This window comes from Streptomyces hiroshimensis (genome assembly GCF_014650335.1).
GTDB lineage: Bacteria > Actinomycetota > Actinomycetes > Streptomycetales > Streptomycetaceae > Streptomyces > Streptomyces hiroshimensis.
Genome location: NZ_BMUT01000018.1, coordinates 60,002 through 75,000, shown reverse-complemented (window position 1 = coordinate 75,000; position 14,999 = coordinate 60,002). Strand labels below are relative to the sequence as shown.

The 14,999-nt window shown below is 72.6% G+C and carries 12 protein-coding genes; 8 read left to right on the top strand and 4 right to left on the bottom strand.

Annotated elements, in window-relative coordinates:
* Positions 1–226: 226 nt before the first annotated feature.
* Complete coding sequence (locus IE241_RS30595) at positions 227–1,768, bottom strand: carboxylesterase/lipase family protein (RefSeq protein ID WP_190025109.1); 1,542 nt, start codon at positions 1,766–1,768, stop codon at positions 227–229.
* A 102-nt stretch (positions 1,769–1,870) separates the two neighbouring features.
* Here IE241_RS30595 and IE241_RS30590 point away from each other — a divergent pair, with 102 nt between their 5' ends.
* Complete coding sequence (locus tag IE241_RS30590; RefSeq protein ID WP_190025108.1) at positions 1,871–2,479, top strand: TetR/AcrR family transcriptional regulator; 609 nt, start codon at positions 1,871–1,873, stop codon at positions 2,477–2,479.
* 45 nt (positions 2,480–2,524) lie between these two features.
* Here IE241_RS30590 and IE241_RS30585 read toward each other — a convergent pair whose 3' ends face one another.
* Positions 2,525–4,402, bottom strand: coding sequence for a hypothetical protein (locus tag IE241_RS30585; protein WP_190025107.1), 1,878 nt, complete (start codon positions 4,400–4,402; stop codon positions 2,525–2,527).
* A 175-nt stretch (positions 4,403–4,577) separates the two neighbouring features.
* Between IE241_RS30585 and IE241_RS30580 the strand changes: the two genes are divergently transcribed.
* The gene (locus IE241_RS30580) at positions 4,578–5,072 is read left to right on the top strand and encodes a macro domain-containing protein (protein ID WP_190025106.1); all 495 of its coding nucleotides are present in this window, start codon (positions 4,578–4,580) and stop codon (positions 5,070–5,072) included.
* Here IE241_RS30580 and IE241_RS30575 read toward each other — a convergent pair.
* Positions 5,057–5,398, bottom strand: a complete 342-nt coding sequence (locus IE241_RS30575) for a hypothetical protein (protein WP_190025105.1) — start codon at positions 5,396–5,398, stop codon at positions 5,057–5,059. The genes IE241_RS30580 and IE241_RS30575 overlap by 16 nt on opposite strands.
* A 384-nt stretch (positions 5,399–5,782) precedes the next feature.
* On the opposite strand from IE241_RS30575, the gene IE241_RS30570 reads away from it, so the two are divergent.
* The 6 genes from IE241_RS30570 (at position 5,783) to IE241_RS30545 (ending at position 12,455) form a co-directional block, all read left to right on the top strand.
* Complete coding sequence (locus IE241_RS30570) at positions 5,783–7,006, top strand: sedoheptulose 7-phosphate cyclase (RefSeq protein ID WP_190025104.1); 1,224 nt, start codon at positions 5,783–5,785, stop codon at positions 7,004–7,006.
* Positions 7,003–7,758 carry an SDR family NAD(P)-dependent oxidoreductase gene (locus tag IE241_RS30565; protein WP_190025103.1) on the top strand — a complete coding sequence of 252 codons (756 nt, stop codon included), beginning with the start codon at positions 7,003–7,005 and terminating at the stop codon, positions 7,756–7,758. Before IE241_RS30570 ends, IE241_RS30565 begins: the two co-directional genes overlap by 4 nt.
* A 104-nt stretch (positions 7,759–7,862) precedes the next feature.
* Positions 7,863–9,434, top strand: coding sequence for a GMC family oxidoreductase (locus IE241_RS30560; RefSeq protein WP_190025102.1), 1,572 nt, complete (start codon positions 7,863–7,865; stop codon positions 9,432–9,434).
* The gene (locus tag IE241_RS30555) at positions 9,431–10,486 is read left to right on the top strand and encodes a Gfo/Idh/MocA family protein (protein ID WP_229900067.1); all 1,056 of its coding nucleotides are present in this window, start codon (positions 9,431–9,433) and stop codon (positions 10,484–10,486) included. Before IE241_RS30560 ends, IE241_RS30555 begins: the two co-directional genes overlap by 4 nt.
* On the top strand, positions 10,483–11,850 hold the full coding sequence (locus IE241_RS30550; protein ID WP_229900065.1) for a sugar porter family MFS transporter: 1,368 nt from the start codon (positions 10,483–10,485) through the stop codon (positions 11,848–11,850). The genes IE241_RS30555 and IE241_RS30550 overlap by 4 nt, the downstream gene beginning before the upstream one ends.
* Positions 11,851–11,858: 8 nt before the next feature.
* On the top strand, positions 11,859–12,455 hold the full coding sequence (locus tag IE241_RS30545; RefSeq protein ID WP_190025101.1) for an HAD family hydrolase: 597 nt from the start codon (positions 11,859–11,861) through the stop codon (positions 12,453–12,455).
* Here the strand turns inward: IE241_RS30545 and IE241_RS30540 are convergent.
* Complete coding sequence (locus IE241_RS30540; RefSeq protein WP_190025100.1) at positions 12,442–14,871, bottom strand: Orn/Lys/Arg family decarboxylase; 2,430 nt, start codon at positions 14,869–14,871, stop codon at positions 12,442–12,444. The two genes, IE241_RS30545 and IE241_RS30540, sit on opposite strands and share 14 nt — an antisense overlap.
* Positions 14,872–14,999 lie beyond the last annotated feature (128 nt).

Here is a 14,999-nt window from a genome sequence, read left to right as displayed (position 1 = left end):
GCCGGAGCGGGGGTGGGGCGGCTAGGACATGTCCGGCCATGCATGTATGCGACATGGGCGGGCCGGCGGACCGGTGAGGTCCGTCAGGTGGATGAGGCCGTCAAAGCCCGCGTCATGCGAGAGCTGCCGTAGGCGGCGGCCGACCGCCGCCTACGGCCACCTCCGCCAGGACGGTCGAGGCCACGGCCGATGCAGCTGCGCCGCGCCGTAGGCGGCTCCCGGCGGGCTACTTGAGGTCGAAGGGGGACGGCGCGCGCCCCTCCCAGATGCGGCGGGAGGCCTCTTCCGGGTAGGGCGAGGTCGTCGATTCGGCGCTCAGAACGCGAGTGAGGTGCCGGCCGGGTACGTAGGCGGCCCATCCGGCGTCGCCGGTGGTGGCGAACCGGACCCACGCCTGCTGGATCTCGCGCGACACCGCGACGGCCTCGGGGGCCGGCCGGTCGCCGAGGAGCCCTCTGCCGGTGGGGCTGTCCAGCGTGCCGAACGCCAGGGGGACGTCGAGGCTGTGGCAGGCGCCCAGGGCCCCTCCGAAGGCGGGGGAGGGCAGTTGCAGCTCGAACAGGAACGAGGTGCCGCCGGCTGCGGCGTTCGCCTGGGCCAGCTGCAGAGAGGACATCCGGAAGAGGGCGTCGGAGTACACCGTTTCCAGCAGTTCCTCCGCGGTGGCCCGCGGGTAGGCGGCCCGGTAGGCGTCCGCGCCGTCCGGTGCCGGGGCGAACAGGTCCAGGGCCGTACGGGCGTCCTCGTCGGTGAAGGTGCCCCGCCGTCCGCTCATGACGCTGAACAGCCGGAATTCATCGCGGGTATGGCCGACGAGGAGTTCGGTTCCGCTCGCGCGCCCGCCGGCCAGGGCGGACCAGGGAGTCTCGGTGAGGACCTCGCCGTCGACGACGGGGCATACGGCGACACCGGTCCGGGCGAGCCGCCCCCAGCTCTCGTGGTGTCCGGAGAGATCGGCGCCGAGGGCCGAGAGCTCGTCGGCCAGGCGCTGCGGACCGACGCCGGACAGGGCCGCGGCGGTGGGCGCCACCCCGAGCCGGTCCGCGAGCGCGGCGGTGACCTGCTCGGCCAGGGCGGGGGTGCAGGTGTTGCCCGGCACCGAGTGGGCGACGGCCCGCCGGAACAGTCCGCGCGCCGCCTTCATCGTCAGCAAGGCGGCGACCGATCCCGCCCCGGCGGACTGGCCGGCGACGGTGACGCAGCCGGGGTCCCCGCCGAAGGCGGCGATGTTCCGCTGCACCCACTGCAAGGCCGCGATCTGGTCGAGGAACCCGCGGTTGGCCGGGGCGCCTTCCAGGAAGGCGAAACCCTCGGCGCCCACCCGGTAGTTGATGCTCACCACGACCAGGCCTGCTCCGGCCAGCGCCGCCGGCTCGTACATCGGGTCACTCGAAGCACCGGCGATGTAGGCGCCTCCGTGGATCCACACCAGCACCGGCAGCCCCGCCGCGCCCGGATCCGGGGTACAGACGTTGAGCGTCAGCCAGTCCATGCCCTCCGTATCATCCGTATCCTCCACACCCTCCACTCCCTCCGCGCCCTCCGGCGGAATCGCGCGGGCCGGGCCGGACTGCGGTACCGAGGGGCCGAACTCCGCTGCCTCCCTGGTCCCTTCCCAGGGCGCGGGCGGGGCGGGCGCGGCGAACCGGAGAGCCCCCACCGGCGGCCGGGCGTAGGGGATGCCGCGGAACACCGCGTGCCCTTGCCGCAGGCGGCCTCGGACGACCCCCTCCGTGGTACGCACGCACGGCTGTTCAGCTGCAGGCATGTCGTTTCCTTTCTTCCGTCCGGAGACCCCCAGCGTTATCAGCCAGATGTATTATGTCAACTGTAAGAAAAAGAGAAAGAGCGTCACGAGGAAGCCGGAGCCATGCCGAAGCAGGTGGACCACCGCGAACGCCGCGAGACGATCGCCAGAGCGCTGTGGCGCGTGGTGGAGCAGCGCGGCGTCGCGCATCTGACCATGCGTGAGGTCGCCCAGGAGGCGGGCATCTCTCACGGTGCGCTGCAGCACTACTTCGCCTCGCGAGGAGCGATGCTCTCCTTCGCCATGGACTTCGCGGCCGAGCAGACCTCGCTGCGCGTCGGCCGGGGCCTCCAGGAGCTCGGCGACCGGCCGCACCCCCGCGACGTGCTCCGGCTGATGCTCACGGAAACCCTCCCGCTGCACGCCGACGCCCGCGCGACCAGCCGGATGAGCGCCGCCTACGTCCTGGAGGCACTGCACGACGAGGACGTCCACGCGCGGGCGCGCGACGGACTGCTCCAAGGGCGCGCCCTCGTCGAGCAGCTGATCCGCCAGGCGATCGCCGACGGGCACATCCCGCCCGACCGCGACCCGGCGACCGAGACCAACCTGCTCCTCGCCCTCACCGGTTTCACGCCGCTCATCGAGCTGGACGTGATCGACACGCGGGACGTGCTCACCGCTGTCGACCAGTACCTGGACAGGCTGTTCACCGGAGAGGGGCAGCAGTGATCCCGTAGAGCGGGGGCAGCCGGCCTCGGCCTCGGCGTCACGCGGTCAGGGCCAGGGATAGCCCAGCGCCTCGGCCGACTCGCGGCTGCCGCCCCTGACTTCCGCGTAGCCCTTCGGGTCCTGCGTCGAGAGACGGTGCAGCGCGGCGGCGGCCTGCTCCTCCGGTGGCGTGCCGTCGTCCGGGAAGTCCCAGATGAACTGCAGCGAATGTCCGTCCTTGTCCTGGCGTCCGGCAGCGATCCCCGGCCTGAAGGTGAACGACACCGCGACGGTGTCCGGGTCGTGGAAGCCGGTGCCGACCCAGTCCATGCGGGCGTCCCACCGGGCGAGGATGCCGGGCCGCTCCCGCAGTCCCGCGGTGATCAGCCGTGCGGCGTTCCGGGCCGGCCAGGCCCAGGAGTGGTCGTTCTCGGCGCGCGCGATCTCGGCGTCGCAGGCGGGCGCGTCGAAGCGGTACTCGGGGAGCCCGGGCGCGGGCTGCCCGGACGGCAGGGTGCCCGGGCGGCGCCAGTCGCTCCACACCACGTGGTCCCCGTCGCGCCGGATGGTGACGTAGAGCGCGCCGCAGCAGCCCTCGGTGCAGTACGCCTCGGCGAGCTGCACTTCCTGAGGTTCGGCCGTGGCCCGCAGGCGGCCGGTGTGGAGCAGGTACTCCGGGGCGTGGGCGGGGCCCCGGCCGAAGGCCTCGGGGACCAGGGGACGGCCGTCGATCAGCAGCCGCGTCTCGACGGGTTCCCGGTCCGCCGGGTCGCGTACGACGACCTCGACGCGGAGCCGGCCCGGGGCCTCCGGGCGGGTGAAGGGCTGCGGTGCCGCGCGGCGTATCCAGCGGACCCGGCGGCGGTCGGCGGGGTCGGTGAGGTCAGGGTCGGTGAGGCCGGGGTCGGTGGGTACGGCGGCCCACGCAGGTGCCGACAGTACGGACTCCAGGGTGTCCAGGAGCGCTTCGCGCCGTCCGGGCCGCCAGTCGAGGAGAACGCTCGGCCCGCTGTGCAGGTCGAGGGCTACGGAGAGCAGGATCGCGTAGTGGTCGAGGCCGGGAGGCAGTCGGTAGGCGCCGGTCACGAAGGCCTCGTACGCGGCGACGGCCCGGTCGTAGGCGAGGATCTCGGGCTGGTACGTGCCCGCCCCCGCCATCCTGGACAGCAGGCGTCCCGCCTGGGCCAGGGTGCGGGTGTCGACGGGATCGTCGCTGATGATGTCGTCGAGCATGACGGCCTCCGCGATTCTGCGGGCGGTTTCGGACCCCACGGCACGGGGGTCGAGGGAGACGGACAGCAGCCCTGCGCGGGCGGCCTGGTCGTCGTGGGCGAGCAGGGCGTCGACCAGGCGGCGCAGCTCCCGGCCCTCGGTATACCGGCTCAGCCACACCAGGGCCGCAGCCGGGCAGTCGATGGAGGTGAGGGCCGTGATGGCCGGGCGGGTGAAGGTCCGGAAGAGGCCGAGGACCTTGAGGTAGGGGACGTCCTCGGGCTCGCCGAGGCGGGTAAGAAGGCCGAGGCCGACGCTCACGGCCGGTGCACTCGTGCCCGTACGCACCAGGCGGCGGCCGAGGGCGCGGGCCGCCGCTTCGTCCTCCAAGGGCAGTTCGGTGAAGGCGTGCCGGACATGGCTGACGCCTACGCCCAGTGCGTGGAGGCGGCGGTGCACTTCGTCGGCGGCGCGGACCGTGTCGGGTTCGGTCAGCAGCGGGATGACGGCGTCCGTCGCGGCCGCCTGGGCTTCGGCCCGGTCGATGCTGCCGGGCCGTTGGGGCGGGGCCGTGGCCGTCGGGGGCGTGGTAGCCGGGGCCGGATCCGGGTCCGGCAGGCGATAGCCACCCCTGGGGAGGGAGCCGTCGGGCTCTGCGTCGTGCAGCCGCAGGGCGTAGGCGTACAGGGAGGTCCGAGGGGTGAGCGCGCTGCGCTCCTCCTGGGTGCTCACCAGGCGGGGTGGGACTCGATTCCGTAGGTCATGCGGAGGATCCTTCCAGGCCCGCCGCGCCGGCCGCCGGCGGTTTTCGCGGGGCTGGTGGCGGTGTCGATGTCGGCGCCGGTGGCGCTTGGCACGATGCGCCGCCGCGGACGGAGTGTCAGTCCCTGGCCATAAGGTGCGCGGCATGCCTTCAGAGATCATTTACGAGCGCGGGGACGCGACGGCCCCCCGGGGCTCCGGCCCGCGCGTCATCGCCCACGTCTGCAACGACTCCGGTGGGTGGGGGAGGGGCTTCGTCCTGGCCCTCTCCCGGCGGTGGCGCGCCCCCGAGGCCGCCTTCCGCCGGTGGTACAGGGACCGGCAGCGCAACGACTTCGGCCTCGGGGCCGTGCAGTACGTCGAGGTCGAGCCGGGGCTGTGGGTGGCCAACATGGTGGGGCAGCACGGCATACGTACCGCCGCGGAGCGCGCGGCCGGCATCGGCGTCCCGGTGCGTTACGAAGCGATCGATGCCGCCCTGGCCTCCCTCGGTGACAAGGCCCTCGCCCTCGGGGCGTCGGTGCACATGCCCCGGATCGGCTGCGGCCTGGCCGGCGGGCGGTGGGAAATGGTGGAGCCGCTCGTCACGCGCAGGCTCACCGGCCGCGGAGTGCCGGTCACCGTCTACGACCTGGCCTGACCGTCTCCATTCTCGGGCCCCCCGGCGTTCTCAGGCCCGCCGGCATTCCCAGGCCCCTCGCCGCCTTCCGCCTCGCCGCACAGGACGTTGGCCGTGCGCACGGTCTGCCAGCAGGGGGAGCACAGGTCCAGCCAACGCGGCCCGTGTACGTCCGCGTTGACGACGACGGCGCACCGGGCGGGCTGACCGCAGCCGAGACACAGGTGCCCGCCGTCGCGCGCACGGAGGTGGAGGTCCGACTCGTCCGGGTCGGCGGGCGCGCTCGCGAGCAGCGTGGGCTCGGCGGCGATGAGGTGGAGCAGCCCTTCGGCGGTCGCGACGTTCACCGGGCGACCGTACGGCACGCACAGCACGGGACGCCATCCTTCACATAGTGAACACAACCCTCCCGAGCGCCTCCCGAGCGGGCGCGCGGCGCCTTCGCCGACTTGACAGGTTCACGCAGGTGAGGGGCGTCAGTGTCCTCCCCACCCCCTCCTCCGCCCCCTCCGCGAGTAATTGATCTCTTGAACCTTTCGCGCTCCGGAACCCTTGCTTCACCTTGAGCGACGGTAGTAGCTTCGTAGTGAAATGATCTTGAACGCCGCTCGGTAGCGGCCGATGCCCACGTGCGCCTGCGGCTATGACCGCAACCGCCGGCCGTCCGCCGCTGGTGCCGCCGGTGCCGCCGATATCCCACCGAGCCGAGCTCCGAAAGAGAGATTCGCTGCATGGTTTCCGCTCCCCGCAGTCAGACCTGGCAGGTACGGAGTCAACAGGCCGTCTCCTATGAGATCGTCGAGACGCGGGGGCTCCTGGACCCCCGTAACGACGCCCTCTTAGCAGTCCCGGGCGGCGGTCGCGCCGCCGGAACCCGCCTGGTGGTCCTCGACCACAGCATCGACGCCCTGTACGGCACCCGCATCCGCAACTACTTCGCGCACCACGACGCCGCGGTCGAATACCTGACCATCCGGGGCGCGGAGGAGAACAAGAACATCGAGCAGGTGATGCAGGTCGCCGACAAGCTCAACGAGATCGGCACCCACCGCCTGAGCAGCCCGCCCCTGGTCATCGGCGGCGGCGTGGTGGCCGACGTCGTCGGTCTGGCGGCGAGCCTGTACCGGCGCGGCATACCGTACGTCCGCGTCCCCACCACCCTCCTGGCCCAGGTCGACGTGAGCGTCGCGGCCAAGACCGGTATCAACTACGGCGGTTACCGCAACCGCCTGGGCAGCTACAGCCCGCCTCCCCGCACGCTCATCGACCGCGAGTTCCTCGCCACGGTCCCGGAGCGGGAGCTCCGGAACGGCATGGGCGAGATCTTCAAGATGGCCCTCATCAAGGACCGCCGCCTGTTCGAGCTCCTGGAGACGTACGGCGCAGCGCTGATCAGCTCGCGCTTCCAGGATCCGGCCGCCGGTGACGACGGCGTGGAGGGCGTGGCCGGCGAGATCGCCGACGAGGTGATCGGGCGCGCGATCGCGGGCATGGCCGGGGAACTCGAGCCCAACCTCTGGGAGAAGAACCTCGAGCGGTCGGTCGACTACGGGCACTCCTTCTCTCCGCTGGTGGAGATGCGTGCCATCCCCGAGCTCCTCCACGGTGAAGCCGTGGCCATGGACTGTGTGTTCTCCGCCGTGATCGCCGCGAACCGCGAGCTGATCCGGGCCGAGGACCTCCGGCGCATCGTCGCCGCCGCGCGCCGCCTCGGGCTGGCCCCCTCCCACCCCCTCTTCTGCGACACGGACCTGGTCCTGGAGGCCCTGGAGGACACCGTCCGCCACCGCGACGGCCGGCAGAACCTCCCCATGCTGACGGGCATCGGTGAGGTCTGTTTCCTCAACGACGTGACCGAGGTGGAGATCAAGCAGGCGTGCGACGCCATGGCGGATCTGCTGGACGGCCCCCGCGACGCCGCCTCTCCCGTCTCCGCCGCCGGGGCACAGCGATGAGCGACGACCGGGTCCCGGTCGTCCTCGTCACAGGAGCCAGTGCAGGCATCGGGCGGGAAGCCGCCGCGGCGTTCGCGGAAGCGGGCATGACCGTGGTCCTCGCCGCCCGCAACGAAGAGCGTGGCCACCGGGCCGCCGAAGAGATCCGGGCCGGGGGAGGGAAGGCGCAGTTCTTCCGCTGCGACGTCACCGAACCCGAGGACGTACGCGAGCTGTTCGCCCGTATCACCGTGACCTACGGACGTCTGGACTACGCGTTCAACAACGCCGGGGTGCCCGGCGACGGCCGTCTCGTCGACGTGTCGGAGGAGGACTTCGACCGCGCGTTCTCCGTCAACACCCGGGGACTGTGGCTGTGCCTGCGCGAGGAACTGCGGCTGATGGCGGAACAGGGCCACGGAAGCATCGTGAACAACACCTCGGTCCACGGTCTGCGGACCGTGTTCCCCGGCATCGGGGCGTACGTGGCGTCCAAGCACGCCGCCGTGGCCCTCACGCGCGTCGCGGCGCTGGAGCACGCCCGTGACGGCGTACGGGTCAACGCACTGGCACCGGGCCCCATCGAGACCGAGATGCTCGCCGCCTCCGAGGCGGCCGTGGGCGGGGCGACCACCTGGCGGGGCCTGATCCCGTCGGGCGAGATCGGCACCCCGCGGCAGGTCGCCGATGTGGCGATGTGGCTGTTCTCGCCGGCGTCGTCCTACGTCAACGGCCAGACCATCGGCGTCGACGGCGGCTTTCTGGCGGTCTGAGCCGCCCGTCCGCTCGCGCATTCCACCCCACGGTCCGACTGACCCGATCCCCTTGATCACCTCGACTGATCACCTCGACTGATCTCCCCAACGGAAGTGGTTCCATGAAAACCGACGGTGTCCATGGTGCCGACGGCACCTATGACGTCATCGTTGTCGGCGCAGGCGCAGCCGGAAGCATCGTCGCGGCCCGGCTGAGCGAGCAGCGCGACCGGTCCGTCCTGCTGCTGGAAGCAGGCCCGGCCGACGACGACCCGAGGATCGCCCGCCCGGCGTCCTGGCCGTTCCTGCTGGGCAGCGAACTGGACTGGAAGTACCGGACGGTTCCGCAGGCCGCACTGTCCGGCCGGCGCCTCGCCTGGCCCCGCGGCCGCGTCGTCGGCGGGTCGGGCGCCGTCAACGCCATGGTGCACGTCCGCGGCGCGGCCTCCGACTTCGACGCGTGGGCCCGCTGGGGCGGCGCCATGTGGGACGCCCAGCACGTCATGCCGTACCTCGAAGCCCTGGAGGGCCCGGCGGGCGCGCCGGAGTACGGGCGGATCCCCGTCGCGGAGAACACCGCTCCGCACCCCTTCGCGGCAGCATTCGTCGCAGCGGCGGAGAAGTACGGTCTGCCGTCGAACCCCGACTTCAACTCGGGCGTGCAGGAAGGCGTGGGGCTTTACCGCACCACACGCACCGACGACGCGGCATCCGGCCCCGGTCGTACGACGCCCGCGGCGCCCGCCCGCCGCGGCAACACCGCACACACCCACCTCCGCCCCGCGCTCGACCGCCCGAACCTCACCCTGCTGACCGGCGCCACCGTCACCGCCGTCGAGGTCGAGAACGGGCGGGCCGCGGGCGTACGGATCCTGCGCGAGGGCCGCGTCACCACCGTGCGCTGCGCAGGCGAGGTGATCCTGTGCGGCGGCGCCGTCGCCAGCCCCCAGCTGCTCCTGCTCAGCGGCATCGGCCCGGCGGCCGGTCTGACCGCGCTGGACATTCCCGTCGTCACGGACCTGCCCGGCGTCGGGGCCAACCTCCACGACCACGTCCAGGTCTCCCTCGCCTACGACACCACCGAGGGACACCCCGTCGCGGACTTCTCCAACCTGGGCGAGGCAGGAGGCTTCGTCACGCTGTACCCCGGCTCCCCGGCCCCGGACGTCCAGTTGTCCTTCGCGCCCATGAAGGACCTGAACAACGGCTCCGAGCTCGGCCACGGCTTCACCGTCGGACCGGGCGTCACCCGCCCCCGCAGCCGAGGCAGCCTCACCCTGGCCTCCGCCGACCCTACGGCCCACCCGCTGATCGACCCCCGCTACCTCTCCGACCCGCACGACCTCGACACGCTGGTGGAGGGCGTGCGCATCGCCCGCGACATCGCGGCGACGGCCCCGCTGGCGGACTTCGCGACCGGCGGGCCGCTGAGCCCGGCCGCCACGCGCCGCGAGCTGGAGGACTTCGTCCGGGCCAACGCGCAGACGCAGTTCCACCCGGTCGGCACCTGCCGGTTCGGGCAGGAGGCGGACGGCATGGCGGTCGTCGGCCCGCGGCTCGCCGTCAGGGGCGTTGCCGGGCTGCGTGTCGCGGACGCCTCGGTCATCCCGAACATGATCACCGGAAACATCCACGCGGCGGTGGCCGCCGTCGCCGAGCGCGCGGCGGAATTCGTACAGGAGGACCTGGCATGACCCCCGCACCCACTCCCACCCCCGCACCCGCCGCCCTGCGCTGGGGCGTGCTCGGCGCGACCTCCTACATCGCCACGCACCTCATGCCGGCCATCGCCGGGACCCCGGGTTGCGAGCTCACCGCCGTCGCCAGCCGCCCCGGGCGCACGGAGCAGGCGGCGACGGCCGGCGAGCCGTTCGGCGCCGCCGCCCACCCCGACTACGCGTCCCTCCTCGCCGACCCCGCCGTCGACGCGGTCTACATCGCCCTGCCCAACACCGACCATGTCGAGTGGACCGTCCGGGCCCTGGAGGCGGGCAAGCACGTCCTGGTCGAGAAGCCCATGGCCATGGACGAGAAGGGCTGCGCGCGCATCGAGGCGGCCGCGGAGGCCTCCTCCCGCACGGTGATGGAAGCGTTCATGTACCGCTTCCACCCGCAGCAGGCGCGCGCCGCCGAGCTGCTCGCCTCCGGCGCGATCGGTGAACTGCGCGTCGTCCGGGCGTCGTTCGCCTTCGGCATCGAGACCGGAAGCGGCAACATCCGCCTCGACCCGGCGCTCGGCGGCGGCGCCACGTGGGACGTCGGGTGCTACGCGATCGACGTGCCCCTGTTCTTCTTCGGGCAGGCGCCCGCCGACGTCTCGGCCCGCTTCAGCCGGCGGCCGGGCCTCGGCGTCGACACCAGCGCGGTGGCGACGATGGACTTCGGCCGGGGCCGCAGCGCCGTCGTCGACTACAGCATCGACTACGGGCCCCGCGCCTGGTACGAACTCCAGGGCACCCACGGGACCATCACCGTGCGGAACGCCTGGGCCATGAGCGGGGAGGACGGTGTCATCACCGTGCTCACGGCGGACGGCATCCGGGAGGAGACGGTGCCGGCCGCCAACCACTACCAGCTGCAGGTGGCCCACTTCGCGGAGGCCGTACGTACGGGCGCCTCCGCCCTCCGCGTCCCCCTCGCGGACTCGCGGCGGACGGCGCGCGTGGGCGAGGCCCTCGTCGCATCGGCCGCCGCGGGCGGCACCGCAGTGGCGTGCGGCGGCGACGAGAGTACGGCGCCCCGGTGACGCACGCCCCGGTGACGCAAGGGGACGTGCAGCCGTCCCCGCTCCGGGTCTTCACGGTGCTGCTGACCTCGCTCGGAGGGCTCCTCTTCGGCTATGGCACGGGTGTCATCGCCGGAGCCCTCCCGCTGGTCTCCCACACCTACGGCCTGTCGTCCTGGTCCCAGGGCGCGGCGGTGTCGGCGGCGCTGCTGGGGGCGGCGCTGACCGCTCCCACCAGCGGCCGGCTGGCCGACCGCCTCGGCCGCCGGCCGGTCCTGGGCGGCGCCACCGCCTTCTACGCCGCGGGCACCCTGCTGTCCGCGACCGCGGAGGGCACGGCGGCGCTGCTCGCGGGACGTCTGCTGGTGGGGCTCGCACTGGGGGCGACGTCGTTCGCCGTCCCCCTGTACATCTCGGAGATCGCGCCGCCGGCCCGCCGCGGGGCGCTGGTGACGCTCAATCAGCTGATGATCACGGTGGGGCTGCTGCTGTCCTACGTCGTGGCGTACGTCCTGGAGCCCTCCGGGAACTGGCGCACGATGTTCGCCCTCGGCGCCGCCCCCGCCCTGATCCTGCTGGCCGGGCTCCCCTTCGTACCCGAGTCCCCGGAGTGGCTGCACAGCCGCGGGCGGACGGAGCGCGCGGCCCGCGAAGCGCACCGCCTGGGCCTGCCGGCGAGCGCCGCCGACAGCACGCCGTCCGCCACCCGGGGGCTCAGCCTGCGGGCGGCCGCGGCACACGCGGGGCCGCGCTGGGTGGCGCTGGGTCTGGCCATCGCCGTCCTCGTCCACCTCACCGGGCTGAACACGGCCATCTACTACGCCCCCACGATCCTCGCCTCCAGCGGTCTGACCTCCAGCGGGGGCGTCGCCGGGTCCGTACTCGTGGGCTCGTGCAACGTCCTGGCGACCGTCTTCACCATCGTCTTCCTCGACCGGTGGGGCCGCAGGCCCCTCATGCTCGGGGGACTGGCGGTGATGGCCGCCGCAGCCGTGGCGATCGCGGGCGTCCAGAGCCTCGGGGACCCGGGCGTGGCCACGGCCGTCCTGCTGTGCCTGTTCATCACGGCCGGGGCCGTCGGCCCCGCCGCGGTGTTCTGGGTCTACATCGCAGAGATCTACCCCGCCCGCGCACGGGGCGCCCTCATGAGTCTGGCCACGGCGGCGCACTGGGCCGCGGACTTCGTCGTGGCCACGACGTTCCTGCCGCTGGTGCAGGGGCTGTCGCTGGAAGGCGCCTTCCTCGTCTACGCGGTGATCACGGCCGCGTCGGCGGTGGGGCTGGGGAGGTGGATGCAGGAGACGAAATCCGCACCGGTGTCCGCGTCCGTTTCCCAGGCCCCTGCCGCCACCCCTCCCACTCTCCCCCTCGAAACAGAGAGGTGATGTCCCGCATGCATCCCGACCTAGCACCCCGCAACGCCGCCTGCCTGCTCTTCGACTGGGACGGCACCCTGGTGGACAGCCAGTACACCAACTACCGCGCCATGGCCGCCGCCCTGCGCCAGGAGGGCATCGAGCTCGCGCAGGACTGGTTCGACGCGCGCACCGGCCTGTCCTCGGCCGAGATGATCCGCACCCTGCTCGACGAGCGCGGGCTGAGCCTGGCCCGGCCCGTCGAGCAGGTCGTCGCCGCACGGGACGCGCTGTTCCTGGAGGAGGCGCACACCGTACGCCCGCACGCGGCCGTCCTGGCCGTGGTGGAGGCGATGAAGCACCGCCTCCCGATGGCGGTGGCCTCGGGCGGGGCCCGTCACATCATCGAGACCACGCTGAAGCACCAGCCGTTCCACGACGCCTTCCAGGCCCTCGTCACGCGCGACGACGTCGAACGCGGCAAGCCCGCCCCGGACATCTTCCTCGCCGCGGCCGAGGCGCTCGGCGCGCACGCCTCGCGCTGCCTGGTCTACGAGGACAGCGACGAGGGCATTGCCGCGGCCCACGCGGCGGGCATGACGGTGATCGACGTGAGGCCGTTCACGCGTCGCTGACGCGCACGGATGCCGCCTCCCCGGCTGCCCCCTCCCCGCTTGCCGCTTCCCCGCCCGCCGCGTCCCCGGCCTGCTGCGCCGGGATGCGGCGGACGCACTCGATGAGGTAGTCGCCGCTGTCCGGGTCGAGGGTGACTCCGTGCGCCTCGCTGTGGAAGCCGGGGAAGCGCCGGTCGAAGGACTCCAGGGCCTTCAGGTAGCGCAGCAGCGGGCCGTCCGGGGTGCCGGTGTTCTCGCCGGGCATGAGGACGGGGATGCCGGGCGGGGTGACGGTCACCATGGCGGCGGCCACCCGGCCCGCCGCGTCGGCCAGCCGCACCCGCTCGGTGCCGCCGCGGATGAGGCGCTGGTAGCAGTGCTGGGGCGGGGTGACGGGCTCGGGCAGGTCCTGGAAGGCGGTGTCGAGCAGCTCGACCAGGTCCGTCTCGCGCAGGTGGTCGTGCATCTCCTGGCACAGCCCGCGCAGGGTCCCTCCGGTGTAGCGCTGCGGGTGCGCCTCGACCAGCTCGGGCAGTACGCGCTCCAGCGGCGCGTCCTCGTCGTAGAGCGTCTTGAAGTCCATCAGGCCGTCCATGAGGGTGCCCCACTTGCCCTTGGTGATCCCCATGGAGAACAGGATGAGCGTGGTGTAGCTGTCGGTCTTCTCCACCACGATGTTCCTGGTGGCGAGGTAGGCGGTGAGGACGCGGGCCGGGATGCCCCAGTCGGACATCCGCCCCGAGGCGTCGATGCCGGGGCACGTGAGGGTGACCTTGACGGGGTCGAGCAGGCAGTAGCCCTCGGTCAGGCCGGGGAAGCCGTGCCAGTCGGCGCCGGGCTCCAGCTGCCAGCAGGACGGGTCGGTGCGCAGCAGTTCGGCGGGGGCGTCGGCGAACGGCACCTGCTCGCCGGTGGCGGGGTCGGTCACCGTCTCGGGCTGCCAGACGCCGAAGAACCAGCCGGGACGGTCGCCTGCGGCCGCGATGCGCCGGCCGATGCGGACGACCGTCTGCCGGAAGCGGACGGCCTCGGCCAGCGCCTCGTCGATCAGCCAGCGGCCCTGAGGCCCGTCCATCATCGCGGCGGCCACGTCCAGGGACGCGATCATCGGGTACAGCGGCGAGGTCGTGCCGTGCATCATGAACGCTTCGTTGAACCGCTCGTGCTCCACCGGCGCGCGGGGCGCGGGCTTGACGTGCACCATCGCGGACTGCGACAGCGCTGCCAGAAGCTTGTGCGTGGACTGGGTGGAGAAGACGGTGGGCCGCTCGGGCCCGGGGAAGGTGTCGGGGCCCACGGCCATGCCGTAGCGCCCGGCGTAGAGGGGGTGGAACCGGGCGTAGGCGAACCAGGCCTCGTCGAAGTGGAGCCGGGGCGTGCTGGGCGCGAGGGCCCGGGCGACCTGGAGGGAGTCGTAACACAGGCCGTCGTAGGTGGAGTTGGTGAGCACTGCGTACTGGGCGTCGGGGGAGACGGCGCCGGGGGTCAGCGGGTTGCGGGCGATGCGGGAGGCGACCGACTGCGCCTGGATCTCGGCGGGCGGCAGCGGGCCCGCCAGCCCGTATCCGTTGCGGGTGGGCACCAGATAGACGGGCCGCGCTCCCGACAGGACCAGCCCGTGCAGGACCGACTTGTGGCAGTTGCGGTCCACCAGCGCGATCTCGTCGCGCGTGACGCTGAAGTGACCGACCATGCGGTCGCAGGTCGAGTCGCCGTGCAGGACGAAGTAGGTGCGGTCCGCGCCGAAGATACGGGCGGCGTTGCGCTCCGCCGCGCCGACCGGGCCGGTGTGCTCGAAGAGCGACCCGAGGTCCCCGACCGAGATCGACAGGTCGCTGCGCAGCAGCCGTTCCCCGAAGTGGTCGTAGAAGGCCCGGCCGACCGGGGACTTCAGGAAGGCGACGCCGCCGGCGTGGGCCGGGGTGTGCCAGGAGTACTCGTGCGTGTCGTCGAACCGGCGCATCGCCTTGAAGAACGGCGGCAGCAGGTCCTCCTGGTAGCCGCGGGCGGCCCGTGCGATGCGCCCGGCGATGAAGGGCGCGGTGTCCTCCAGCGGCCAGATGTAGCCGACCACGGCCTCCGCCACCCACAGCGGAAGGTGGTCGAGGTCCTCGCCGGCCGTGACCAGGAAGACGGGAAGGTTCCGGAAGCGCCGGCCGGCCTGGCGCAGGACGTCGGCGCCGCCCGGCTCGCCGTCGTCCTTGTCGTCCTCCCGGCCGTCGTCGCCGCTGCTTCCCGGAAGGTCCCAGTCGACGACGGCGGCGGCCAGTCCCGCCTCGGTGCGCAGCACCGCCCGGGCGTCCTCGCTCGTGGAGGCCCAGCGCACCTCGTAACCGGAATCCTCCAACTCCTTGTGGATCCTGCGCAGTTGCTCGGCTGTGGTGCTTCCTCCCCCGGAGTGCTCCCGTACTGCGAACAGAACAGTCCCGTCTGCCATGGCGCCCCTCTGCCTCTCTGCTGCGTATGCGGTGCTGCGTACGCGGTGTTCGAGAGACAATCGGAAGAACGCGGACAGCGGCTCCGTGACCGGACCGAAACCACCCCCATGAGGGAAACGGCTACGCG